Below are 22772 nucleotides of genomic sequence, written 5' to 3' on the forward strand. Positions count from 1 at the left end.
GACGGAAGAGAATATCCAGCTGGTTGCCGTAGATCTCCACCTTTGCTGCGTTGAAGGTCTGGTTGGTATTAAGCACGGTGTTGTAGGCCGAGGCGAACAGGTCGCGGTAATCATAGTAGAAGGCCTCGCTGTTTATCTGGAGGCGATTGTCGAAGAGCCGCGTCTTGAAACCCAGGTGTAGCGCGGTGAGCTTGGCCGACCGCACTTCGTTGTCTGCGGCCGGCGAGCTCGGAAACGCGTTGAACGTGCCCGGCTGGTATCCGGTCTGCAGGGTAGCATAGAGGAGCGTCCGCGGGCCGGCATCATATTCGACACCCAGCTTGAAATCAGCGCGCTTGAAATTGCGGGCATAGGCATAAGGCGTCAACGCAAGTCCGGCGCGCCCGGTGCCAATACGGTCGTCATAGCTGAACCGCCCGCCCGCGATGAGCCTGAAGCTGTCGGCGATGCTGAGCGTCGCCTGCCCGAAGGCGGCAACGCCCTGCAGCCGGTGAGTATCGACAATGCTGATCGGGAGGGAATCGAAAANGAACGTCCCGTGGCTGTGAACGCGATAGGCATATGCGCCAACGATCCACTTCAGCCGTTCGCCGTCGCCCGCAAGACGCAGTTCGTGCGTCTGCTGATCGAAATGATCAGTCTTGTTGCCCGGATAGGCACCGAGGAAATAGTCGGAAGACACATCCATATCGAGATAAGACGGAATGTATGTAAGGGTGAGCTCGTCCCNGAGCTTCACGTCGAACTGCGCGCCGAGGGTATAGTTGTCATAGTCGGTTTTGCGGGCAAAAGGGACGGACGGAGGAGGCAGCAAAGGGTTCGCCGGAAGCGCCATGATCTGCGGGCTGCGAAGGTCGTTCCATGGATTGCTGTTCAGATAGGTGTCCGGAGAAAAGCCTCCNGTCACCGGATCGACGCCCTTGGTCAGCAGGTTGGGCGAGTTCCCGTTCTTGGTAACATAATACCCCCAGACATAGGCCGTGAAATCGGCGTTCGGCTCATAAAGCGCTGAAAGGCGAGCTGCGAAATCATCCTTCGAATCCGCGCCGGAGGTCTCATAGCCAGTGTTTCGAATGTAATCGAGACCGCCACGTATCGCAATATTGTCGCCGATCGGGAGGTTCTGGACGATTGTTCCGTGAAAAAGGCCAAAATTTCCAGCCTCGCCGACAACATTGGTCTCATACTCGCGTGTTGGGCGCTTGAAACTGACGTTTATGGCGCCGCCGAGCGAACTGCGACCATAGAGCGTGCCCTGCGGTCCCGGCAGGACTTCCAGCCGATCAACATCGAACAATGGCACGGCGGCCGCTTCACGCGGGATATAGATGCCATTGAAGTTGAACGAGGCCGATGGTTCCACCTGCGGGTAATCCAGCGTCGAGCCGACGCCACGGATATAGACCTCGGTTGCGGCATTCTGCTGCTGGAAACGGGCTGACGGCACCAGCATCTGGGCGGCTCTGAGATCGGTTATGCCTGCGACGACCAGCGATTCTCCGCCTACTGATGTGACGGCCGCAGAAGTCTTCTGGAGCGATTCTCCGCGCTTTTGCGCTGTGACAACAATATCCGCGAGTCCGCGACCGTCGTCGGTTGCAGCCGTATCGCTTTGCGACTGCGCCGACGTGTCCCGCAGCACGGGATCGGGCGTGGCCGCCTGCGCTCCGCCAGCCAGGAGTGCGGCTAAAGCCGGCGTCTGCAAAAGGTTCCGGGTCAACATCTCTCATCCTCCCAAAGATCGCAGACCGCTCATCACGGTTCTCGATTCTCGATTTTCTTCTATCTGGTAGTATTCTGCCGAACGCTATGCAATAGGCTTTTCATAGAAGTAAATACCTTGCCGCTGGCACCGGAAAATGGCAGATATACCTGCCATCCCCGGCAGTCGATGGCGGGTTTCACGTGGCGAGTATGTTTCACGTGGCGAGTATGGAGGCAAAATGCTCGAGAATCGGACGATCATCGTAACCGGAGCGGCGGGCGGAATCGGCCGCGCGACAGCGCTTATCCTCGGAGCTGCGGGCGCGAATGTCGTCGCAAGTGACATCGACGCAAACGGCGCGGACACGGTCGAGGCAATTCGCAGTGCCGGGGGTACTGGCCATTTCATCAGAGCTGATGTCGGATCAGAACCAGAGGTTGCCGCGCTGGTCAGTGAGACCGTCGAGCGTTACGGACGGTTGGACGGTGCTTTCAACAATGCCGGTCTGGAACAGGCCAATGTGCCCCTCCATGAGCTGAGCATCGACCAATGGGACCGCGCGATCAGAATAGACCTGACAGGCATCTTCCTGTGCCTGAAACACGAAATCACGGCGATGCTTGAAAACGGCGGCGGCGCAATCGTCAACACCGCGTCGGCATTGGGCGAGGTCGCGATTCCGAACGCTGCGGAATATGTAACGGCCAAGCATGGCGTGACGGGTCTCACGAGAGCCGCCGCGATCGATTACGGCGTTCGGGGAATCCGCGTAAATGCAGTCCTGCCCGGCATCATCCGCACGCCGATGATTGACCGGGCGATCGAGCATCCCGACTTTGCAGCGGGATTTGGCAAGCTGCTGGAGCACCACCCGATTGGCCGTTTCGGCAAACCTCCGGAAGTGGGCGAAGCGGTCAAATGGCTGCTGTCTGACGCCGCCTCCTTTGTCACCGGCGCGATGATCCCGGTTGATGGCGGCTACCGCGCCATCTGAGAGCCTGACTCGGAAGTTCACCAAACATAGCAATACCTTGCCGTTCTGCGGGTGAGCATGCGGATGGAGGCGATTGTTGCCCATGTGGTGGACGAGGCAATGGTTGTTTCCAGTCCTTAGCAAGACGGCGGCATCGGCCGAGCCATGCAAAGGTTCGCTCGACTACCCAGCGGCGCGGGAGGACCTTGAAGCCGTTGGCCTTATCCGACCGTTTGATGATTTCGATCGTCCATTGCCCCGATCCAGCGATGGCATCGCGGAGTTTGTCGCCCGCATAGCCGCCATCGGCAAAAACATGGCGCAACCAGGGGAAGCGCTGCCGCACAGCCTTGAGGACATCGGCCGCGCCATCGCGGTCCTGAATATCGGCGGTATGCACGAGAATGAAGATGAGGAAGCCGCAGGTGTCGGTCAGGATGTGCCGCTTGCGGCCTTTGATCTTCTTGCCCGCGTCGTAGCCGCAAGGGCCGCCGCTTTCGGTGGTTTTGACCGACTGGTTGTCGACCACACCGGCACTTGGGCTTGCCTCGCGTCCTTCAATCTCGCGCAGGTTCATGACCAGCACCGTGTTCATCGCCTCGAGCAGACCAGCGTTGCGCCAGGCGTAGAAATAGCGCTGGACCGTCGAGACTGGCGGGAAGCATTTGGGCAGAAGCCGCCAGGCACAACCGCTCGCCGCGATGTAGAGCAAGGCGTTCAGGACTTCGCGCATGTCCGTTGCCCGGCGCCGACCTCCCCGCTTGGCCCCAGGGATGAACGGCGCTGCCAACGTCCACTCCCGATCCGTCATATCGCTAGGGTCAGGACCCATTGATATGAGCGTCGCGATCTGATTCAGGCTCCGCGAGGAGACCGGGATGAGCGACCTGTTTTGGCTAACGGATGAGCAGATGGAGCGGCTGCGGCCGTTCTTTCCGAAGAGCCACGGCAAGCCTCGAGTGGATGACCGGCGGATGCTGAGCGGCATCGTGTTCGTCAACCGCAACGGGCTGCGCTGGCGCGATGCTCCTGGCGCGTACGGCCCGCACAAGACGCTGTACAACCGCTGGAAGCGCTGGGGTGAGGCAGGCGTGTTCACGCGCATCATGGAAGGTCTGGCTGCGGTGGGCGCCGAACCCAAAACGGTGATGATCGACGCGACCTACCTGAAGGCGCACCGCACGGCATCGAGCCTGCGGGTAAAAAGGGGGATCTCGGCCGCCTGATCGGACGCACGAAAGGCGGCATGAACACCAAGCTCCATGCCCTCGCCGACGCGAACGGTCGCCCCTTGAGCTTCTTCATGACCGCCGGTCAGGTCAGCGACTACACCGGTGCGGCCGCGCTGCTGGACGACCTGCCAAAAGCGCAGTGGCTGCTCGGCGACCGCGGCTACGACGCCGACTGGTTCAGGGACGCTCTTCAGGCCAAGGGCATCCAGCCTTGCATCCCAGGCCGCAGGTCGCGCAACGAGCCCGTCCGGTACGATAAGCGCCGCTATCGGCGCCGCAGCCGCATCGAGATCATGTTCGGCCGCCTCAAAGACTGGCGCCGCGTCGCCACCCGCTACGATCGCTGCCCTACGGCCTTCTTCTCCGCCATCGTCCTCGCTGCAACCGTCATCTTCTGGCTGTGATCAACGAGTCATGACCCTAGTCATTGCGGACATTGTATATAGCGAGCTTTCAGCGGGTATGGCCTCCCGTGAGGATACGGATGCAGCTATAGCAGCTTGGGCGCTTGAGCGCCTCCGCAGTAGTGATGATGCCCTATTCAAGGCGGGGCAGGCATATAAGGCTTATCGTAAAAAGAAGCGGGGCCCGGGCGAGCCTGCCAAAACCAACGTGCTTCCCGATTTCTTGATCGGCGCGCTTGCCGAAGCCGAGGGTGCGCCATTGGTTACGACCAATCAGGACGACTTCCTGAGATACTTTCCGGGGCTAGACGTAATCCACCCGCCAGGTGACGAGCCAGCATCCACCGCCGCCTGATCTGTTCAGAAAACGGCCGTTTTCTGAACACTGCCGGCGGCAGCAGAAAAGCTGGCCTTTTGCGGCGTTGAACTGTTCAACAACCCGTGCGAGAAACTACGATCAGAAAACCCCTGCCGTAGGTTGAATGTTGAACATGGCTGCTACCCCCCTGCCCGGCCAGGCTGGCACACGCCGGATCGGATATGCGCGCGTGTCCACCGCCGACCAGGACCTCGCCCCCCAACTCGACGTGCTGCGCGCCAAGGGATGCGAGCCGATCTATTCGGAGCATGCATCCGGCCAGCACGCCGACCGGCCCGAACTGGCGCAGGCAATGAAGGCGTTACGCGCCGGCGACACGCTGGTGGTATGGCGGCTCGACCGGCTTGGCCGATCGCTGCCGGACCTGATCGCGACGGTGAATGAGCTGGCAAGCCGCGGCATCGCGTTCGAGAGCGTCACCGAGGCGATCGACACGACCACGGCATCGGGCAAGCTGGTGTTCAATATCTTCGCCAGTCTCGCCGACTTTGAGCGGCATCTTATCGGCGAACGTACCCGGGCCGGCCTGGCGGCAGGGCGTGCCCGCGGCCGTATGAGGGCATAGCGTGGAAGGTACGCTAAACAACGCTAAGGGAGAACAACCGAGGAACGCTTAGGCGGCGCGGCTGTCCGGCGGAAGATTGAGGGCCTTGCGGCCAGCGGAAGCGGCGGCTCGATCCCAGAGGAAATCGCCGGAAAAGGCAATATGCTCCCAGCCAACCGGCGACGTATGGACAAGCAGATCATCGGGGACCGGGGCCGCTGCCGATCGCAGATGCTGGGCGGCGTCGGCCATGTAGATCGTGTTCCAATAGACGATCGCCGCGATGACTAGGTTGAGGCCTGATGCCCGATATTGTTGAGCTTCATGGCTGCGGTCGATGATGCGGCCCTGGCGGAAGGTGTAGATCGCTTGCGTCAGGGCATGGCGCTGCTCGCTGTTGTTAAGGCCGGCATGGCATCGCCGGCGCAGATCGGGATTTTCAAGCCAGTCCAGCATGAACAGGGTCCGTTCGATCTTGCCGATCTCCTGTAGTGCGACGTCGAGCTGGTTCTGCCGTTCGTAGGCGGCGAGCTTTCGCAGCATGACCGACGGCGCGACGTGGCCAGCCTTGATCGACCCCACGAGGCGCAGCACGTCGTCCCATTGTTCATTGATGATGTCGGTGCGGATACGCTTGCCCAACAACGGGGCGATGGACGGATAGGCCGAAACCGGCGCGATCGGCGCAAGCCGCCTGTCCGGAAAGTCGCGCAGGCGCGGGCAGAAGCGAAATCCCAGCATCGCGCACAGGGCGAAGACATGATCGGTCGCTCCGCCGGTGTCGGTGTAATGCTCGACGATCCTGAGATCGGTGCCATGGCTGATGAGGCCGTCGAGGACATAGGGCGCTTCATGCGTGGCGGCCGAGATCACATTGACGTGGTAGGGCCCGCGCTGATCGGAAACATGGGTGTAGAAGCTGAAGCCATGATCGACGCCATAGCGCGCGTTGATGTCGCCGCCCGATGCGCCGCGCTTCGCGCCCCTGAAGAACTGACCATCGGAACTGGACGTTGTGCCGTCGCCCCATACCCGCGAGAATGGCAGGCGGTGGTGCGCGTTGATGAGGACGGCGAGCGCCGCGCGGTAGCTCTCGTCGCGGATATAGGCGTCATGGGTCCATAGGAGTTGATCGCGCGTGACGCCCTGGCTCGCGGCGGCCATGCGCGACAGGCCGAGATTGGTGGCGTCGGCGAGGATCGTGGCGAGCAGCGCATTTTCATTGGGACATAGCTCGCCGGTGCGCAGGTTGGTGAACGCCGAAAGAAAGCCAGTTTCCTGCGCCACCTCATGTAGCAGTTCGGTGATACGGATGCGTGGCATCATCGCATCGAGCCGGTCGGCCAGGGCTTCGGCGTCGGGCGTTGCGATCGTGCGAACGGGGGATATCTGGAGGCGGCCGTCGCGGTATCGCACACCCTCCAGAGCGTCGCGCTTCAGGCTCCGGGCGAATTTCTTCAGCCGCCAGTCCAGTTCGCGGCCCCGCTGTTCGAGCCATTCGCCGGCTGTGGGTGGCAGACCAAGAGCCGACACGATCGGCTTGGCCTTCGGTTCGCTTAGCAGGTAGCTGTCGAACTGGCGGTATCCCGTCGATCGTTCCACCCAGACATCACCGGAGCGCAGCTTGTTGCGCAGATGCGCGATAGTCGCGATTTCCCAGAGCCGCCGATTGATCTTGCCGTCATCGCCCATGACAATTTTCTGCCATTCCTTGCGGAAGGGCATCGGAGCGTCGGCAGGCAGATCGCGCTTGCCCGACCTATTGAGGTCGCGCAGCATCTCGATAGCGGCAATCGTTTTCGCGCTGCCCTTTCCGGCCCTGAACTGTAGCGCTTCAAGCAGATCAGGGGCGAACTTGCGCAACGTCGCATAGCGGTCGGCCGCGACCCTCAGCGGATCAAGATTGGCGGTTTCCGCGATCGTCGCCACTTCCGGTCTGGCCTTCAGGAGGGTGTGCCATCCTACTGAGGCATCCAGGACCTCCATAGGATCTTCGCCAGTATCGACTGCTTCGGTGAGCGCGTCGATCGTCCTGCGGAAGATCAGCATCAGCCGGGCCACGTTCTTCGACGTGGCGGCATAGCTGCGCGCCTGGGCGTTCTTCGCGCGGGTGAAGATGCCGCCGATCAGCTTGTCCGCCATCTCCAGGGCGCTGTCCGTCAGCCGTTCTTCAAGATCGAGCAGGAAGGCAACGAGCGTGGCGCGTCGCCGGGAGGGAATATAGCGCTCGATCATATAGGCAGGCGACGCACGGCCTTCCCTGACATATTGCCGAAATCGGTCCGCGTGGATGCGGCCCGCGACGTCGGGGGAAATGCCGATCTTCCGCACCTGCCTCAGACGGTCGAGGATCTGGCGGACGTGATCGGGCTTGGCCGCGACGGGGATGGTCTTAAGCAAGGCGAGATGGCTCATGCCGCCGGCGGCGTCGAAGAGCTGATCGAGGGCCTGGACCTGTTCGGCGCTGAGATCGGCGATCAGGGCGTGGGCGGCCTGCTTGCGCGCGCGGGCACGTCCCGCGCTGCTGGCGCGTTCGATGGTGGAGATGGACGGCAGCAAAATCCGGGCCTCGCGCAGGGCGGTGACCACGCCCATCGCAATCGTCATCCCCTTGTCGGTCGCCCATGCCGTTCTCGCGGCCGCCTCGACCATGAAGGGAATATCGGCGCGGGTTGGCCCCCGAAGCCCCAAACGCGCCGCCAGCTCACGGGCATGATCCGTAATTGTCTGATCCCGCGCCGCATAGTTGGCCAGCTCGGTTACGTGCAGACCAAGTTGCTCCGCGACGAAAGCGGCGAGATCATGGGGTATTGCTCCCCTGTCCTGTATCAACTGCGCAAGCGTGATGCCCGGGTGCCGCAGGAGCGCGAGTTGCAGCGCCACGCCCAACTGGTTCCGTCGCTCCCGTCGCGCGCCGATGATCTCGATATCGGAAGGCTCGAAGGTATAGAGCCGGGCCAAATGGTCGCGATCGGTCGGGATGGCGAGTATCTGATCGCGTTCGCTCTCGGTCAGGAGTTGATGCTTGCGCTTCGTCATGCCGTTTCCTGTCCACAAAAGGTCATCTGGGCCTATGGACAGCGAGGAGTAAAGAGACATAGTATGTGGACGGATATGGGTGGGGCGCAGCGGCTGCCCTCCATAGCGTCCACAGAACGACCGTTTGGGAGACGTGCGGCATGGGTGATATTCTGGGCTATGCCCGCGTCAGCACCGGCGATCAGGACGTTGCGGGCCAGACCATGCGTCTGGAGAAGGCTGGCGCCATCAAAATCTTCACCGATGTCATTTCAGGTAAGAGCATGGAACGGCCCGGTCTGGCTGAGCTAATCGCCTATGCCCGCAAGGGTGACACGCTGGCGGTGGTCCGCCTCGATCGGCTTGGGCGCTCGCTTGCCGAACTTCTCACCACGGTTGAGACGCTACGCGGTCAGGGCATCGCGCTCCTGAGCCTTGAAGAAAAGATCGACACTTCGTCAGCTGCCGGCGAGCTCATCTTCCATGTGTTTGGGGCCATCGCCCATTTTGAGCGACGGCTGATTTCTGAGCGAACCAGAGATGGTATTGCCGCCGCCCGTGCTAAGGGCAAACAGCCTGGCCGTCAGCCGCTGGACATGTCCAAAGTGGATGCGGCCATCAAGCTGGTCGAAGCTCGTATCTCGCCTACCGAAGCAGCGCGGCAACTCGGCATCGGCCGATCGACCATTTATCGCGAAATGCGTAGGATGGGAATCGAACGGCCCGCCTGATTAAGCGCCCGTCCGTTCGCATCGAGCGTTCGCCATGCGTTCTCGCTTAGCGTTGTTTAGCGTACTTTCCACGCTATGCCCTCAAAGAGCCACCCTATAGATAGCCGATAGCTATCATCTGCGCGGAATTCCGCTTGATCTTTTGGCTATATGTAGCGATATTCCGCACATAACCTACCAATAGAGCGGAATTCCGCGTGCGAAATGATGTATTTTCCCTGTTGGGGGATCAATTGCGCTGCTGGCGCGAGCGGCGCTCGATGAGCCAATTGGGTTTGGCGCAGCGGCTTGGTCGCGATCGCGCACGCATTTCTGAGCTGGAACGTGATCTGATCGGCGGACGCCAAGGCCGCGACCGCCTGACACTATTCGCCGAAATCTGCGATGCACTCGATCTGGTGCCCCTCTTGGTGCCAAGGTCTCAAGCAAGCGCCATTCGTGATCAGGTCGAAGGCACGCGGAGCATCGACTTCAATCAACCGGTGCGCTCGACGTTCGACGAGCTGTTCGTCGATCTTGGTGAGGACGAAGAGGAGGATCGCTAGATGGCGAAGGCTCCTGCGATCCTTGGCGTTCACCTGCTCGATGCAAAGCTTGGCCCAGTGAAGATCGGGACGCTTACGCGCGATACCATGGCGCGGTCGCTTTCACGGTATCCGAAGCCTATATGCGCGACGCGGCGCGACCGACACTCAGCCTTAGCTGGCATGATCCCACGTCTGACACAGGCACCCGCGATCGGCTTGCCGCCCGTGGCGATAAGATCGGCTTGCACGGCTCGATCCCGCCCTGGTTCGCCGGGCTGCTTCCCGAAGGCGCGCTTCGCGAACTGGTGCTCACCGAAATGGGGCCCGGGGATCATGACCAGTTCGACGTGCTCGCCCGGCTTGGCGCCGACCTTCCTGGCGCCGTGCTGGTAACGGCCGAGACCGACGCACCAGCCTCCGCCGGTCCTCTTGATCTGATATCGATAAAAGGCTTCCGGGCGGCCGAACCCAAGGGGGTGATCAAATTCTCCCTCGCCGGAGTCCAGCTCAAATTCACGGCCAATATCGACGGGGAACGGCTTACGCTCCCCGCCCGGGGCGACACGGGCCGCTGCATCATCAAGGTAGCGAGCGATACCTATCGCGGACTTCCGGAAGCCGAGTATGGCGCAATGACGCTGGCAGCCAAGATCGGAGTCGAAACAGCGACTTGCCAGCTCATGCCACGTGCCGCTGTTGCGGGCGTGCCCGACGAGATGCTCGCGCACGGCGAGCGGGTATTGGTCGTCGATCGGTTCGATCGCGCAGCCGACGACACGCGCATTCACATCGAGGATGCGGGGCAGGTCATCGGGGCAATCGGGGATCGCAAATATACCATGGCGACCACCGAAACCGTCATCAACATGATCAGCCGCTTCAGTACCGACCGGCGCGCCGACATCCTTGAGGCAATCCGCCGCATTGTCGCCGATGTGCTGATCGGCAACGGCGACAATCACCTCAAAAACTGGTCGTTTCGTTTTCCCGAACCAGGACAGGTCCGCTTGTCGCCAGCCTATGACATTGTCCCGACTGTTCTTTTTCAGCCGCGCGAGACGCTCGCCCTTCGGCTTGTGGGCACCCACAGCTTCGATACTGTCAACCTTCGCCGGTTCGAACGCGTGGCGAGCTTTCTCCGTGTGGACCCCAGGTGGATCGTTCGCGAGGTCAAGGCGACGGTGGAACGCGCTTTGGATATCTGGCCCACGGTGGCAGCCGATCTTCTGGGCGAGCAGTGGTCGGCCATGCTGCTCGCGCGGCTCAAAACACTGGCCCTGGTTCAAGAAGTGCGAGGTGCAGCTAAAACCTGACTAACCGATCGGCCAAAAGGATCATGGCGGGTGCATTCGACAGCTACACGCCTTGTCGCCGATCCCCGGCGGCAGCTTCATCAATCGTGAAATAGCCAACGCCGCAGCGACTTGCCGATGAAGGCGAAAGCTGTCGGGATTGGAAACCGGGATTCAGACTGGAGCGGGTAGCGGGGATCGAACCCGCATCACAAGCTTGGAAGGCTAGTGCTCTACCATTGAGCTATACCCGCCCGTCAGGCCATGCGCACTGCCATCTTTTCGGAGGCTCTGCAATATCCAACTGCTGCGGTTCCGCTGATCGGTGCGGTGAATCAATGGACCGGCACTGAGTCAGACAAGTCGTAAGACGGGTAGGGCGCTTATGCCTATCCTAGGGCGATGGAGCACGCATTTCCTTCCCGCCTGATCCACCTGCGCGCCTTGGACCCAGCCCATAACATCGCGCGCGACTATAGCATCTGGATGAGCGTCGACCTGTTCGGCGACTATGTGGTCGAAACCTGCTGGGGACGGATCGGCGCCAAGGGACAGCGGCAAAGGCGCAGCTTCCCGGACGCGCCCTCCGCGCGGCACCATGTCCGGGCGATCATTAGAAAACGGCGCGGATCGAGAAAGCGGATTGGGGTCGAGTACCAACTTATGGCGCGGCGGGCTGAAAGCTCCTGATCCGGTGAACGCGCCGGGGGCCTAAAAAGGCCTGCCCCTCCAGTGTGGAATTCCCGCGCCTCTATGCATGAGCTTCACGATACTATCTGGATATCGGAAAGCCATCCATACGCTGCATCCCTGAAATGGTGTGGCTCGAAAAAAAGCAGATCGGGTCGATTTTCGGCTCGCCTGTCGCCGGACTGAGCGAGGGCAGGCCCTCTAAAGACGCAGGCGGCGGACGTTGATGGCCCGTGCCCTGGCTTCCACGCTGATCTCGAAATGGTCGGTCTGCATGACATTCGTGACCTGGGGCGGAATGAAGGCCACCATGTTGGTGCCGCCTCGACGCCGCACGCTGTCAAAGATGATGCCTGCTTTTCCTTCGGATCGGACCTGTGCGCCAAAGAGCTGCGCGGCGGCATAGCTGTCGGGACGGTAATGATCTGAATGATCGCCCTGTAGCCCTCTTATGTCGCGGTAATCCTCACCTACCAGGGGTGACTACACGAAAGTGACGTATCTGCACGCTAAGGGCGAACAAATCCGGTACGATGCCAGCAGATGCTATTCGCAGGCTTTCCTGCCCCTTTTATGTGGTGCCGCCCTACGGGCGCCGATATGGGAGGGCGGCAATCCGATTGACCAACGATCGAGGTAGAACCCTGCTCGCCAAATATGTGAGCTGGTTGCCCATCCCCGGTATGGCGAAGGATTGCCGATAAACCAGAGCGTGGACTGCATGGGCCGCGCACCGGTCAACGTCCATCAAACCCAACCTCCCCCACTTCAAATCGCTGAGGGCAGCCATGTCTGTGTCGATTCCACCGGGTGCAAAAGACCCAACACTCACTCCCGTCCCGGCAAGCTCCACGGAAAGCGCTCGCATGAGGGTGCTCACATAGGCTTTCGACGCGCCGTAGACCGCTTGGAAGGGCACGGATGTTTCGCCCGCCAGGCTCGACACGGCGATTACTGAGGATTCAAACGGCTGCTCCCTGAAAATCGCAATCAGGCGAGCCAGCAAATCCGTGAAACCGAGTATGTTTGTTTCAATTACCTCGGCATAAGTGTCGGCACGGCCTGCATCAAATGAACCAACGCTCGTCATTCCGGCAACCAACAAAGCGGCTGTTACTTGCAATTCTGCAACCTTAGCCGCGATTTTCTCCCTGCCCTCGATTTCACGTTGATCAGCCACTATAATCTCGCACGGCACATTGAACCGCTCGTCAATTTCGGTCTGTAGCTCCCGCAAGTTGTCGAGCCTTCGTCCAACAATCAGGGGCTTGGCCTGGTACGATGCCGCCAAGCGGAGGGCGGACGCTCTGCCCAAACCGGTCGAAGCCCCTGTGACCAGCACCCACGAGTTCTTGATCGCCAGCGGTTTCACGCGTTTTCCAGAGCCTTGTATAGGGCGGTTTTGCCGATCTTGAGCCGGGCCGCCGCCTCACGAACAGTGAGGCCCGCTGCGATATGCGCCCGCGCTTTACGTAGTTTGTCGGGGGTAACGACAGGCCGGCGACCACCCTTGTTGCCCCGCTCGCGTGCGGCCTTGAGGCCGGCATGAGTGCGTTCACGGATCAGGTCACGCTCGAATTGGGCCAGCGAGCCGAAGATGTTGAACACCAGCATGCCGCCCGAAGTGGTGGTGTCGATATTCTCGGTGAGTGAGCGGAACCCGATGCCGCGCGCCGCAAGCTCGCCGACCTTCTCGATCAGGTGGCTCATCGAGCGGCCGAGGCGGTCGAGTTTCCAGACCACCAGCGTGTCGCCGGGGCGCAAATAGGCGAGCGCTTCGGTTAGGCCAGGCCGATCGGCTTTTGCCCCGGATGCGTGATCGTCGAATATACGGTCGCACCCGGCAGTGTTCAGCGCGTCAAGCTGGAGCGACAGCTTCTGGTCTGCGGTCGAGACGCGCGCATAGCCGATCAGCGCCACATGATGCCCGATCCTGTCCGTTTTCCCGTCATTATGCGATCTTGTCCGAATCGCCGTTACAGGTCCAGAGTTAACGGACATATTCCTGTTGGCCGCCAGAGGACCGTCTGACGGACACGCAAAGCGAAGGAGATGATGCTTGGCGAGACGGCGACTGGTGAGCCTGGAAATCTGGGCGAGGCATTATGGCGCGCCGCTCGATGAGCGCGAGATCGCGCGTCATTATACGCTGACCAGCGACGACCTGGAAATTGTCGGCCGCCGTCGCGGCGATGCCACCCGGCTCGGCTATGCGATGCTCATGCTATATATGAGATGGCCTGGCCGTGCGCTGGAAGCGGGCGAAGTCCCGCCCGCTCCTGTGCTCGCCTATGTGGCGCAGCAACTCGGCGTCGCGCCGGCAGCCTTCGCGGATTATGCCCATCGGGACCAGACCCGTCGCGAGCATCTCGTCGAAATCCGACGATCGCACGGGTTCAGGATTTTTGACCGCAACGCTTTCCGTGAAGTTGTCGCCTTCTCGGTCCCAATCGCGCAGACCATCATACACCCCGGCCAGATGGCAGACGTCATCGTCGATGAACTCCGGCGCCTGCAGATCCTCCTGCCTTCTCCGTCGATTCTCGAAGCGGTGCTGCGGCGGGCGCGCCAGCAAGCCGAACAGCTTACCTATGAAGTGCTCACGAATGGCCTGCTGCCTGACACCCTTCAGGGCCTGGACGATTTGCTGGCCCGACGACCGGGGCAGGTCGCGACATGGCTATCCTGGATGCGCAATGCGCCACAATCGCCGGCAGCGCGCAACATCCTGCGCCTGATCGAACGGCTCGCCTATATCCGCGCGCTGGGCCTCGATCGCGCCCGTGCCGACATGATCCCGGCTTTGACTTTTGACAGGCTGGCGGACGAAGGCAGCCGCATCACACCCCAGCACCTTGGCGAACTCAATGCCCTGCGCCGCCATGCGACGCTGGCGGCAACCGGCATCCGGCTTGAGGAAAGCCTGACCGACGCCACCCTGACGATGTTCGACAAGCTGTTGGGCAGCATGGCGCGCCGCGCCGAGAACCGGACCCGCGACAAAGCCCTCAAGACGGTGCGCGAGTTGCAAGGCCACCTCCGGACGCTCACGGGGTCTTGCCGCCTCCTCATCGACGCGCGCAGCAAGGGCGTGGATTCTCTGGCGCAGATCGAGGCGCTGGACTGGCAGCACTTCGCCGTGGCCGTCGAGCAGGCCGAAGTGCTCGGGCGACCGGAAACCGTCGATCGCACCGCCGAATTGATCGAGCGGCATCGGACGGTGAAGCTCTTTGTCGGCGCTTTTCTCAACGCCTTCGAGTTTCGCGGCGCCGGCGCGGTTCAGGGGCTCCTGTCAGCGCTGGCCATCATCGCGGAGCTATATCGGACCGGCAAACGGCGCTTGCCTGATCGCGTGCCGCTACGCTTTGTGCCGCCCGCATGGCGCCCGTTCGTCCTGCGGGATGGCATCGTTGATCGTGCCGCTTATGAACTATGCGCCTTGTCGCAACTACGCGAGCGGTTGCGAGCCGGGGATATATGGGTCGCGGGAAGCCGGCAGTTTCGCGATTTCGACAGCTATCTCATACCGCCGGCGACCTTTGCGGCGCTGCGCGAGAAGGGGCCGTTGCCGCTCGCCATCGAAACGGATTTCGAGCGCCATATCGAGGAACGGCGCACCAGGCTCGACACGGCGATCGAGCAGGTAACGGTCCTTGCACGGCAAGGGGAGCTGCCCCAGGTTAAGCTTGACGAAAACGGTCTCATCATCTCGCCGCTGAAGGCGGCAACACCGCCCGCCACCGAGATTGCCCGTCGCGCCGCCTATGATCGACTGCCGCGCGTGAAGATCACCGATCTTCTGCTGGAGGTCGATGCCTGGACCGGGTTCAGCGAATGCTTCATCCATCGTCGTTCGGGCCGGGAAGCCGACGATCGCAATGCGCTGCTCACGGTCATCCTCGCCGATGGCATCAATCTCGGCCTCACACGCATGGCGGAAACCTGCCGGGGCGCAAGTCTGCGTCAGCTCGCCCATCTTCACGACTGGCACATCAGCGAAGCCGCCTATGGCGAAGCGTTGGGAAGGCTGATCGACGCCCATCGCGCCATGCCGCTCGCCGCGCTGTGGGGAGACGGCACCACTTCGTCGAGCGACGGACAGCAATTTCATGCCGGGGGCCGTGGGGCCGCGATCGGCGACATCAACGCGCGCAGCGGCAACGAACCAGGCGTTGCCTTCTACACCCATGTCTCGGATCGATATGACCCCTTCGCAAGTCGGGTGATCGCGGCGACCGCTGGCGAAGCGCCCTATGTGCTGGATGGCTTGCTGTATCACCAGACCGGCCTGACGATCGAGGAGCACTACACCGATACGGGCGGGGCATCGGACCATGTGTTCGGCCTCATGCCCTTCTTCGGCTACCGCTTCGCGCCGCGCCTGCGCGACATCAAGGAGCGTCGTTTACACCTCCTTCCCGGCCAAGAATCCGGCCCCTTGCTTGCCGGCATGACGGCCGAACCGATCGCATTGGGTCATGTCGCGGCGCATTGGGACGAACTGCTGCGGTTCGCCACGTCGATCCGCACCGGCACCGTCACTGCTTCGGCAATGCTGCGCCGCTTGTCCGCCTATCCGCGACAGAACGGACTGGCCCTCGCACTACGCGAGCTGGGCCGCCTCGAACGCTCCATTTTCATGCTCGACTGGCTGCGCGACATCGACCTGCGCCGGCGCACCCAGGCGGGCCTCAACAAAGGCGAAGCCCGCAACGCGCTCGCCCGCGCGCTCTTCTTCAACCAGCTCGGCGAACTGCGCGATCGTCGGTTCGAGAACCAGACCTATCGCGCCTCCGGCCTCAACCTGCTCGTCGCCGCCATCATCTTGTGGAACACTCGCTATCTCGAAATGGCGCTGGCGGACATCGGCACAGCCGACGAAATCGCACGCCACATCGCGCCATTGGGCTGGGAGCATATCTCGCTGACCGGTGACTATAGCTGGAATGTTGAAGATCAACCCGATCCGGACGCCTTGCGACCGCTGCGCGCCGTCAACTCCCTACTTGCCGCGTGACGTTCGCTATCCGTTCGCCCTTTCCGTGCAGATACGTCACTTTCGTGTAGTCACCCCAAAAAGCGAAAAGACCGGTGCGCTGCACAATCGAGGTAAAAGGCGCCCCGGAATCATCGGTTCCGTGAATCAGTGCAGCATGACTGATTCAGAGAAGTCGTCGGACATCGGCAAACCGATGCTGTAGGCTTTGCGACATGAATGGCGCAGGTCTTCTCCCTAATCCCGTTGAGCTGATCGCGCTTGATCCGGCGCGTAATATTCGCCGACGCTACAGCATCACCGTGAGCGTTGACCTGTTCGGCATGATCGTCGTCGAAAGCCGCTGGGGCCGGATCGGCGCGCGCGGCCAAGCCCAGCGCCATGCCTTCGCCGATCATGCCGCAGCCGAGCGGTATATCGCAGCGCTTCTCCAAAAGCGTGGTACGGCTGAAAGGCGGATCGGTGTCGCCTATCGGCCTGTCTGACACCGGACACAGAGCTCGCGTGTCGAAGCTGATCGACCCCCTTATCCTTATGTCAATCTGGAGTATAGCCTAACCCGACGTCAGGACGGTGCGCCAGTTTCTGTCAGGATAGAGTTGTGATACGAGTTTATTGACGCCTGTCGCGCTGTATCATAGATTTCAACCTGACAAAATCGCACAGGGGGTGGCGATGAAAGGCCAAAGGATCGGTTACGTCCGGGTCAGCACATTCGATCAGAATGTCGATCGCCAGTTGGAAGGGCAGTCGCTCGACCGGGTGTTCACTGACAAGGCATCGGGCAAAGACGTCAACCGGCCGCAGCTCGACGCCATGCTCGCTTTCGCCCGCGAGGGCGACACCGTCGTGGTCCACAGCATGGATCGACTGGCGCGCAATCTCGACGACCTGCGCAAGTTGGTTCACTCCCTCACCAAAAGAGGTATCCGGATCGAGTTCGTGAAGGAGAGCCTGGCCTTCTCGGGCGAGGATTCTCCGATGGCGAATCTGATGCTCTCGGTCATGGGCGCATTTGCGGAATTCGAGCGCGCCCTGATCCGGGAACGGCAACGCGAGGGCATCGCGATCGCCAGGCAACGCGGCGCCTATCGTGGACGGAAACGCTCCCTCTCCGACGAAATGGTCGCCGAACTGCATCGCCGCATAGCGGTTGGCGAGCGAAAGGCCGCTATCGCCCGCGACCTGGGGATCAGTCGCGAAACCCTCTATCAGTATCTCCGCAACACCCCATGACGCCTTTGTTCTCACTATGTCCGACAAATCCTTGTCCGGCGCACAAAGCTTCCGGTGACGCCTGTTGTAATCGCGCAACGATACGGAGGGCGCGCGCTCCAAGAGCGCGCCCCATTCTCAAAACATCATCCTTGTGGGACGGATTGGAGCCTTGGGGTGTCATTCCGCCCCCAACCGTACCCGGCCACCAGCGGGGCGTTTTTCAACAGCCCCGATCGCTTTCGGAATAGGTCCTACCCACGGCTGTACCAGTGCCGCCGTCCGCTCGAACGTCTCGATCTCTCCCAAATGGGCGAGGCTGAGGGCAATATCATCGATACCCTCGATCAGCCGGCGCCGCCTCTCCGCGTCGACTTCGAACGGTACAACCGAGGAACCTGTCGTAATCTTCTGCTGGGTCAGGTCGACGGTCATCCAGGAGGATGAGGCGGCCGACGCTTCGGCCTGCAAAGCGTTGATCTGGGCTGCTGGCAGGCGGATGGGGAGCATCCCATTCTTGAAGCAGTTCAGGTAGAAGATATCGGCGAAACTCTCCGCGATGACGCAGCGGATTCCGAAATCCAGCAGCGCCCAGGGGGCATGCTCGCGGCTAGAGCCGCATCCAAGGTTTGAGCCAGAGATCAGGATGCCTGCTTTGTTCCATGGTGATTTGTTGAGTGGAAAGTCCGGATCTGAGGCGCGAAGATTGAAAAACAGAGCATCCTTCAGACCTTTGCGCGACGTTGTCTTAAGGAACTTGGCGGGGACTAGCATATCGGTGTCGATGTTCGCGATCGGCACCGATACAGCGACGGCCTCGAGCCTGACAAAGGGGGTCATTGCAGTTGCGCCCTTGAGTCCACCAAGCAGCCATTCACGGCCGCGGCCGCAGCCATGGCTGGCGAGACGAGGTGTGTCCGCCCGCCTGGTCCCTGCCGTCCCTCGAAATTGCGGTTCGACGTTGAGGCACAGCGCTCGCCCGGGGCCAATCGATCGGGGTTTAGTCCGAGACACATCGAACAGCCGGGCTCCCGCCACTGGAAGCCGGCCTCTTCAAAAATCGTGTCCAGACCTTCGGCTTCACCGCGCGCCTTGACCTCTCCCGATCCTGGAACGACGAGCGCTCTCACGCCGGGCGAGACCTTTCGACCCTTGGCGACGCGGGCCGCCTCGCGAAGGTCCTCGATGCGGCTGTTGGTGCACGACCCTATGAACACCACATCGATCGGAAGCCCTGCCAAGGGCTGACCTGGCTCAAGGTCCATGTACGCGAGCATTCGCGCGATCTGGGCTCGTTTCGCCTCGTCCGTCTCCTGCGCTGGATCAGGCACCAAGCCACCGATCGTCGTCACAGCGTCCGGGCTAGTGCCCCAGGTCACCATCGGCTCGATTGTGGCCGCGTCTAGTGTCTCAATGCGATCGAACGACGCTCCTGCGTCGCTCCGGAGACGCGACCAAGCTTCCCGAGCAGTCTCGAGCTCTTGGCCTTTCGGGGCCCAAGGGGTGTTTGCAAGGTAGTCGAATGTCACCGCGTCCGGAGCGATCAGACCAGCCCTAGCCCCCAACTCGATGGTCATATTGCAGATCGTCATTCTGCCGGCCATGTCGAGACTATCTACCGCCGAGCCGGCGTACTCGACCACATAGCCGCTGCCCCCGCCGGCGCCCAGTTGCCGGATGATAGCGAGCGCCAGGTCCTTCGCCGCGACGCCCGTACCGAGTCTGCCCTCGAGGCGAACAAGCATCGTTTTCGACGGTCGTTGCACCAGCGTCTGGGTCGCGAGCACATGCTCGACCTCAGAGGTGCCAATCCCAAAGGCCAGTGCGCCGAACGCGCCGTGGGTTGAGGTGTGGCTGTCGCCGCAGACAATGACGGTGCCGGGCAACGTGAGGCCCAACTCGGGTCCGATCACGTGAACGATCCCCTGTCGGCGGCTGGTAAGCGGAACATAGCGAATGCCAAATTCACGGGCATTCAGTTCGAGTTGCTCAATCTGCCGCCTGCTCTCTGGGTCGGCGACCGAGAGCAGGCCCTGCTGCCGATGCTCGGTCGGCACGTTGTGATCTGCGACCGCCAACGTCAGATCGGGACGTCGTACCGTTCGTCCGCTCGTGCGCAGGCCATCGAAGGCTTGCGGGCTCGTCACCTCATAGACGAGGTGGCGATCAACATAGAGCAGTCTGTCTGGCGAGTCGCCGAGTGTGGTGACGACGTGGGTATCCCAGATCTTCTCATAGAGCGTCTTCGCCATCGATCACCCCTCCAACGCTTGAACACAGCGCTGGCCTTCGAGCGCGTTTCGCACACGCCCGCCGGAGAAAGCGCCGGGGATCTCCGCACCCCTCATCGAGACCTCGAGGAGCGACCCGAGATCCACGCCCGTCTCGAGACCCATGTTGTTGAAGGTCCAGACGACATCCTCGGTTGCGACGTTGCCGGTCGCGCCCGGAGCGAAGGGGCAGCCGCCAAGCCCCGCAAAGGAACTGTCAAACACGCGAACGCCTGCGTCATAGGCGGCCAACACATTTGCTACGCCCAGACCGTAGGTGTCGTGGCCGTGGAACGCCCATCCCGTACCGTTCCCATATCGGCGGATCGACCGCTCGAACAGCGACCTCACCCGATCGGGCGTGACCCGTCCGGTAGTATCGCACAGCGCGACCTCCACACCGGGCCGCAGCGGGATCAAGGCGTCGAGAAGTTTCAAAACATCCGCCTCGGGCACGGGCCCGTCGAACGGGCAGTCGAAGGAGGTGGCCAGATTCAAGCGCACCCGAGTGCCTCCGGGCAAATCGGCAACGAGCCGGCCATATTCCTCGACCGATTCGGCCGGACTGCGCCGGACATTGTTCTGGTTATGCTTCTCGCTGGCCGAAAGCACGAACGCTATATGGGAAGCGCCAGCTTCCAAGGCTCGATGGCAAAAACGCTTGTTAGGTACAAGGACCTGGGCCGCTAGGCCGGGCAGCAATTGCGCTGCCCGCAGGACTTCAGCCGCATCCGACAATTGTGGCACAGCCCGTTCATTCACGAAGGCGGTCACTTCCATTCTGCGAAGTCCGGCGCGGTACAGCCCTTCGACGAATGCGATTTTCACGTCGGTAGCGATATGCGGTCCGATGGGCTGGAACCCGTCACGCGGACCGACTTCGACCAAGGCGATTGCGGAGCTCATGCTATCACGCCCTCCGAGCGCAAAGTCTCGATCTTAGCGTCAGTCAGCTTCAACGCTGATCGAAGCACCTCCTCGGTATGCTCGCCGATGGCCGGCCCGGTCCATCGGATGGGGACAGCGCCTCCATCGAACGAAGGGACCACGCCAGGGTGGAGAACCGGTCCGCCAAGCAGGTCGTCGTCGACCTCCCGGACCATCTTGCGCACGCGATACTGAGGATCGCTGGCGATGTCGGCCGCCGTGTAGATCTTCGAGCTGGGAATGTCGGCCGTCGCAAGAACCTCGATCAGCGCGGCGGACGCGTGCCTGCGTGTCCAGTCGCCAATGATCTCGTCGAGAGCGCTCGAATTCGCAACGCGCTGCTGGTTGCCGGCGTAGCCAGGAGCTCCGATCAGCTCGGGTCGGCCGACAAGGGTCATCAGCTTCGCGAAGAGAGGCTCGGAGTTAGCGGCGATCAGGACGAACGCCCCATCCGCGGTCGGATAGGCGTTGGTCGGTGCCGCGGTCGCAATGCCACCACCGGTCGGCTGGCGAATCTTACCCAACCGCCCGAACTCCGGGAGCATGCCTTCCATGAGGCTCAGGACGCTTTCGGTCAGCGCGACGTCGATCGTGCGACCGGTCCGCTCTCCGCCGGGCCGATCTCGCTGCCACAGCGCTGCAAGGAGGCCGAATGCCGCGTAGAGACCCGCTACCGAATCTCCGATGCTGACGCCGACGCGGACGGGCGGAAGATCGCTGGTACCCGGAGGTTGGTCGGTCAGATAACGCAAGCCGCCGAGCGCTTCACCGATAACGCCAAAGGCGGCGCGATCGCGGTAAGGCCCGCTTTGCCCAAAGCCAGAGATGTGCGTCACGATCAGGCCAGGGCATCGCTCGCGCAACTTGGCAGGCCCCAACCCGAGCTTCTCGAGTTGCCCAGGCCGAAAGTTCTCGACCACGGCGTCGCAAGTTTCGACCAGATCGAGAACGATGTCGATCGCGCCGGGATGCTTCAAGTTTAGGACAATGCTCCGCTTATTACGGCCGTGTACCGACCACCAAAGCGACTGGCCGTTCACGTGCTCGCCCCATTGGCGGATGGGGTCACCGCCTGGCGGCTCGATCTTGACAACGTCCGCACCGAGGTCTGCAAGCAGCCGCGTCGCAAAGGGGGCTGCGACGAAGTGGCCAATCTCTAGGATCCGCAAGCCTTCAAGTGGAAGATTTGTCTCGATCATAATAATTCCTATAGCTTGGCATCTGGAGTTGCGGCAGCTGCCCCAGCCCGGAGTTGAACATGTCCTGGTAGGTATAGTCGAACGCGATCAATCCGTCGTAGCGGGACGACAGCGGCGTCGTATATTCGCCGCTGGCACTGGCCTGCCACTTTGGCGTCAAAGATGCTCGATTTGGTAATGTTGACGAACCGGTGATGAGGCCCAGCACCGGATACATCTCTCTTGGCAGCTGATGGGGTTCGCTGAGCGGGCGCCGCATGCTGTCGAAGGGATCGACGGCAGCGGAGATGTGAGGGACCGAGGCGTTCACGGAAACATGTCTCCAGCCGGTGCGGGAACGAGGATGCTCTCATCCGCCATACTGGGACGCGGTTGTCATGTCTCTTCTAGGGGGCATCGGCGGGTCTGGTGCGCTCGCGATTGACATCGCGCACCAAGGCTCGGGGCACCGCCGATAGCCAGTCTTGCCGCCCGGTGGATCCCTTTTGCATGCCGATTTACAGCCCAACCTCAACGGTCGTCGCCGATCCCATGGTTGCGCCGCTCTTGGTCAAACGGTTCTGCGGTGGCAGCCATGCCGTCAGGAGATTCGCGGAACGCTGCAGGTTGCAGGCGCAATCCGCAGCGATCTCGCGTCGCGAGAAATCACCGATGATCAACACCGGCATCG

At 61.6% G+C, this 22772-nt stretch carries 21 protein-coding genes, 1 tRNA gene and 1 pseudogene; 11 read left to right on the top strand and 12 right to left on the bottom strand.

Annotation, left to right across the window (positions count from 1 at the left end):
- Positions 1-1943 precede the first annotated feature (1943 nt).
- Complete coding sequence (locus tag CAF53_RS25210; RefSeq protein WP_100239961.1) at positions 1944-2699, top strand: SDR family oxidoreductase; 756 nt, start codon at positions 1944-1946, stop codon at positions 2697-2699.
- Between the two features lie 17 nt (positions 2700-2716).
- On the opposite strand, the gene CAF53_RS25215 is transcribed toward CAF53_RS25210, so the two are convergent.
- A protein-coding gene (locus CAF53_RS25215; protein WP_206780928.1) for an IS5 family transposase occupies positions 2717-3510 on the bottom strand; the annotation gives its coding sequence in 2 pieces (ribosomal slippage) (positions 2717-2805 and positions 2805-3510; 795 coding nt in all).
- Positions 3511-3556: 46 nt separating this feature from the next.
- Here CAF53_RS25215 and CAF53_RS25220 point away from each other — a divergent pair.
- The 3 genes and pseudogenes from CAF53_RS25220 to CAF53_RS25230 form a co-directional block, all read left to right on the top strand.
- Positions 3557-4314, top strand: a protein-coding gene (locus tag CAF53_RS25220; RefSeq protein WP_100239962.1) for an IS5 family transposase whose coding sequence is annotated in 2 segments (ribosomal slippage) — positions 3557-3890 and positions 3890-4314 — 759 coding nt in all. Because the reading frame shifts where the segments join, the coding sequence is not laid out codon by codon here.
- A gap of 10 nt (positions 4315-4324) precedes the next feature.
- Complete coding sequence (locus tag CAF53_RS25225; RefSeq protein WP_100239963.1) at positions 4325-4669, top strand: type II toxin-antitoxin system VapC family toxin; 345 nt, start codon at positions 4325-4327, stop codon at positions 4667-4669.
- A gap of 127 nt (positions 4670-4796) precedes the next feature.
- Positions 4797-5246: pseudogene (locus tag CAF53_RS25230) on the top strand (recombinase family protein); the annotation flags it as partial.
- 60 nt (positions 5247-5306) lie between these two features.
- On the opposite strand, the gene CAF53_RS25235 reads toward CAF53_RS25230, so the two are convergent.
- Positions 5307-8276 (bottom strand): Tn3 family transposase, encoded by a 2970-nt coding sequence (locus CAF53_RS25235; RefSeq protein ID WP_100239964.1) that lies wholly within the window; start codon positions 8274-8276, stop codon positions 5307-5309.
- Between the two features lie 140 nt (positions 8277-8416).
- Here CAF53_RS25235 and CAF53_RS25240 point away from each other — a divergent pair, with 140 nt between their 5' ends.
- The 3 genes from CAF53_RS25240 (at position 8417) to CAF53_RS25250 (ending at position 10826) form a co-directional block, all read left to right on the top strand.
- Positions 8417-8986: a recombinase family protein gene (locus CAF53_RS25240; RefSeq protein WP_011607925.1), complete on the top strand. Its 570-nt coding sequence runs from the start codon at positions 8417-8419 to the stop codon at positions 8984-8986.
- 197 nt (positions 8987-9183) lie between these two features.
- The gene (locus CAF53_RS25245; protein WP_100239965.1) at positions 9184-9531 is read left to right on the top strand and encodes a helix-turn-helix transcriptional regulator; all 348 of its coding nucleotides are present in this window, start codon (positions 9184-9186) and stop codon (positions 9529-9531) included.
- A 122-nt stretch (positions 9532-9653) separates the two neighbouring features.
- Positions 9654-10826 (top strand): type II toxin-antitoxin system HipA family toxin, encoded by a 1173-nt coding sequence (locus CAF53_RS25250; RefSeq protein ID WP_242443655.1) that lies wholly within the window; start codon positions 9654-9656, stop codon positions 10824-10826.
- Positions 10827-10985: 159 nt separating this feature from the next.
- On the opposite strand, the gene CAF53_RS25255 is transcribed toward CAF53_RS25250, so the two are convergent.
- Positions 10986-11059 (bottom strand) — tRNA-Gly (locus CAF53_RS25255).
- 148 nt (positions 11060-11207) lie between these two features.
- Here CAF53_RS25255 and CAF53_RS25260 point away from each other — a divergent pair.
- On the top strand, positions 11208-11495 hold the full coding sequence (locus CAF53_RS25260) for a WGR domain-containing protein (RefSeq protein ID WP_100239966.1): 288 nt from the start codon (positions 11208-11210) through the stop codon (positions 11493-11495).
- Between the two features lie 201 nt (positions 11496-11696).
- On the opposite strand, the gene CAF53_RS29165 is transcribed toward CAF53_RS25260, so the two are convergent.
- From CAF53_RS29165 to CAF53_RS25275, 3 genes are all read right to left on the bottom strand, one after another.
- A complete protein-coding gene (locus CAF53_RS29165; protein ID WP_100239967.1) occupies positions 11697-11972 on the bottom strand; it encodes an RES family NAD+ phosphorylase in 276 nt (91 codons plus the stop codon).
- A 109-nt stretch (positions 11973-12081) separates the two neighbouring features.
- The gene (locus CAF53_RS25270; RefSeq protein ID WP_004213209.1) at positions 12082-12867 is read right to left on the bottom strand and encodes an SDR family NAD(P)-dependent oxidoreductase; all 786 of its coding nucleotides are present in this window, start codon (positions 12865-12867) and stop codon (positions 12082-12084) included.
- Positions 12864-13415, bottom strand: a complete 552-nt coding sequence (locus tag CAF53_RS25275) for a recombinase family protein (RefSeq protein WP_004213210.1) — start codon at positions 13413-13415, stop codon at positions 12864-12866. Before CAF53_RS25275 ends, CAF53_RS25270 begins: the two co-directional genes overlap by 4 nt.
- A gap of 139 nt (positions 13416-13554) precedes the next feature.
- On the opposite strand from CAF53_RS25275, the gene CAF53_RS25280 reads away from it, so the two are divergent.
- From CAF53_RS25280 to CAF53_RS25290, 3 genes are all read left to right on the top strand, one after another.
- Positions 13555-16512 carry a Tn3 family transposase gene (locus CAF53_RS25280; protein WP_031286087.1) on the top strand — a complete coding sequence of 986 codons (2958 nt, stop codon included), beginning with the start codon at positions 13555-13557 and terminating at the stop codon, positions 16510-16512.
- A gap of 194 nt (positions 16513-16706) precedes the next feature.
- Entirely contained in the window at positions 16707-16976 is a 270-nt protein-coding gene (locus CAF53_RS25285; protein ID WP_100239968.1) for a WGR domain-containing protein, read from the top strand.
- A 190-nt stretch (positions 16977-17166) separates the two neighbouring features.
- Positions 17167-17727, top strand: a complete 561-nt coding sequence (locus CAF53_RS25290) for a recombinase family protein (RefSeq protein ID WP_100239969.1) — start codon at positions 17167-17169, stop codon at positions 17725-17727.
- A gap of 159 nt (positions 17728-17886) precedes the next feature.
- Here the strand turns inward: CAF53_RS25290 and leuD are convergent, their stop codons facing one another.
- From leuD to CAF53_RS27315, 6 genes are all read right to left on the bottom strand, one after another.
- Positions 17887-18546 carry a 3-isopropylmalate dehydratase small subunit gene (gene leuD, locus CAF53_RS25295; RefSeq protein WP_100239970.1) on the bottom strand — a complete coding sequence of 220 codons (660 nt, stop codon included), beginning with the start codon at positions 18544-18546 and terminating at the stop codon, positions 17887-17889.
- A complete protein-coding gene (gene leuC, locus CAF53_RS25300; RefSeq protein WP_100239971.1) occupies positions 18543-19958 on the bottom strand; it encodes a 3-isopropylmalate dehydratase large subunit in 1416 nt (471 codons plus the stop codon). The genes leuD and leuC overlap by 4 nt, the downstream gene beginning before the upstream one ends.
- Before the next feature lie 3 nt (positions 19959-19961).
- Positions 19962-20882, bottom strand: a complete 921-nt coding sequence (locus tag CAF53_RS25305; RefSeq protein ID WP_100239972.1) for a hydroxymethylglutaryl-CoA lyase — start codon at positions 20880-20882, stop codon at positions 19962-19964.
- The gene (locus tag CAF53_RS25310) at positions 20879-22102 is read right to left on the bottom strand and encodes a CaiB/BaiF CoA-transferase family protein (RefSeq protein WP_100239973.1); all 1224 of its coding nucleotides are present in this window, start codon (positions 22100-22102) and stop codon (positions 20879-20881) included. The genes CAF53_RS25305 and CAF53_RS25310 overlap by 4 nt, the downstream gene beginning before the upstream one ends.
- The gene (locus tag CAF53_RS27310; RefSeq protein ID WP_157801374.1) at positions 22077-22412 is read right to left on the bottom strand and encodes a hypothetical protein; all 336 of its coding nucleotides are present in this window, start codon (positions 22410-22412) and stop codon (positions 22077-22079) included. Before CAF53_RS27310 ends, CAF53_RS25310 begins: the two co-directional genes overlap by 26 nt.
- A gap of 187 nt (positions 22413-22599) precedes the next feature.
- On the bottom strand, positions 22600-22770 hold the full coding sequence (locus CAF53_RS27315) for a hypothetical protein (protein ID WP_157801375.1): 171 nt from the start codon (positions 22768-22770) through the stop codon (positions 22600-22602).
- Positions 22771-22772: the final 2 nt, after the last annotated feature.

The sequence above is a fragment of the Sphingobium sp. LB126 genome (assembly GCF_002795205.1).
Classification (GTDB): domain Bacteria; phylum Pseudomonadota; class Alphaproteobacteria; order Sphingomonadales; family Sphingomonadaceae; genus Sphingobium; species Sphingobium chungbukense.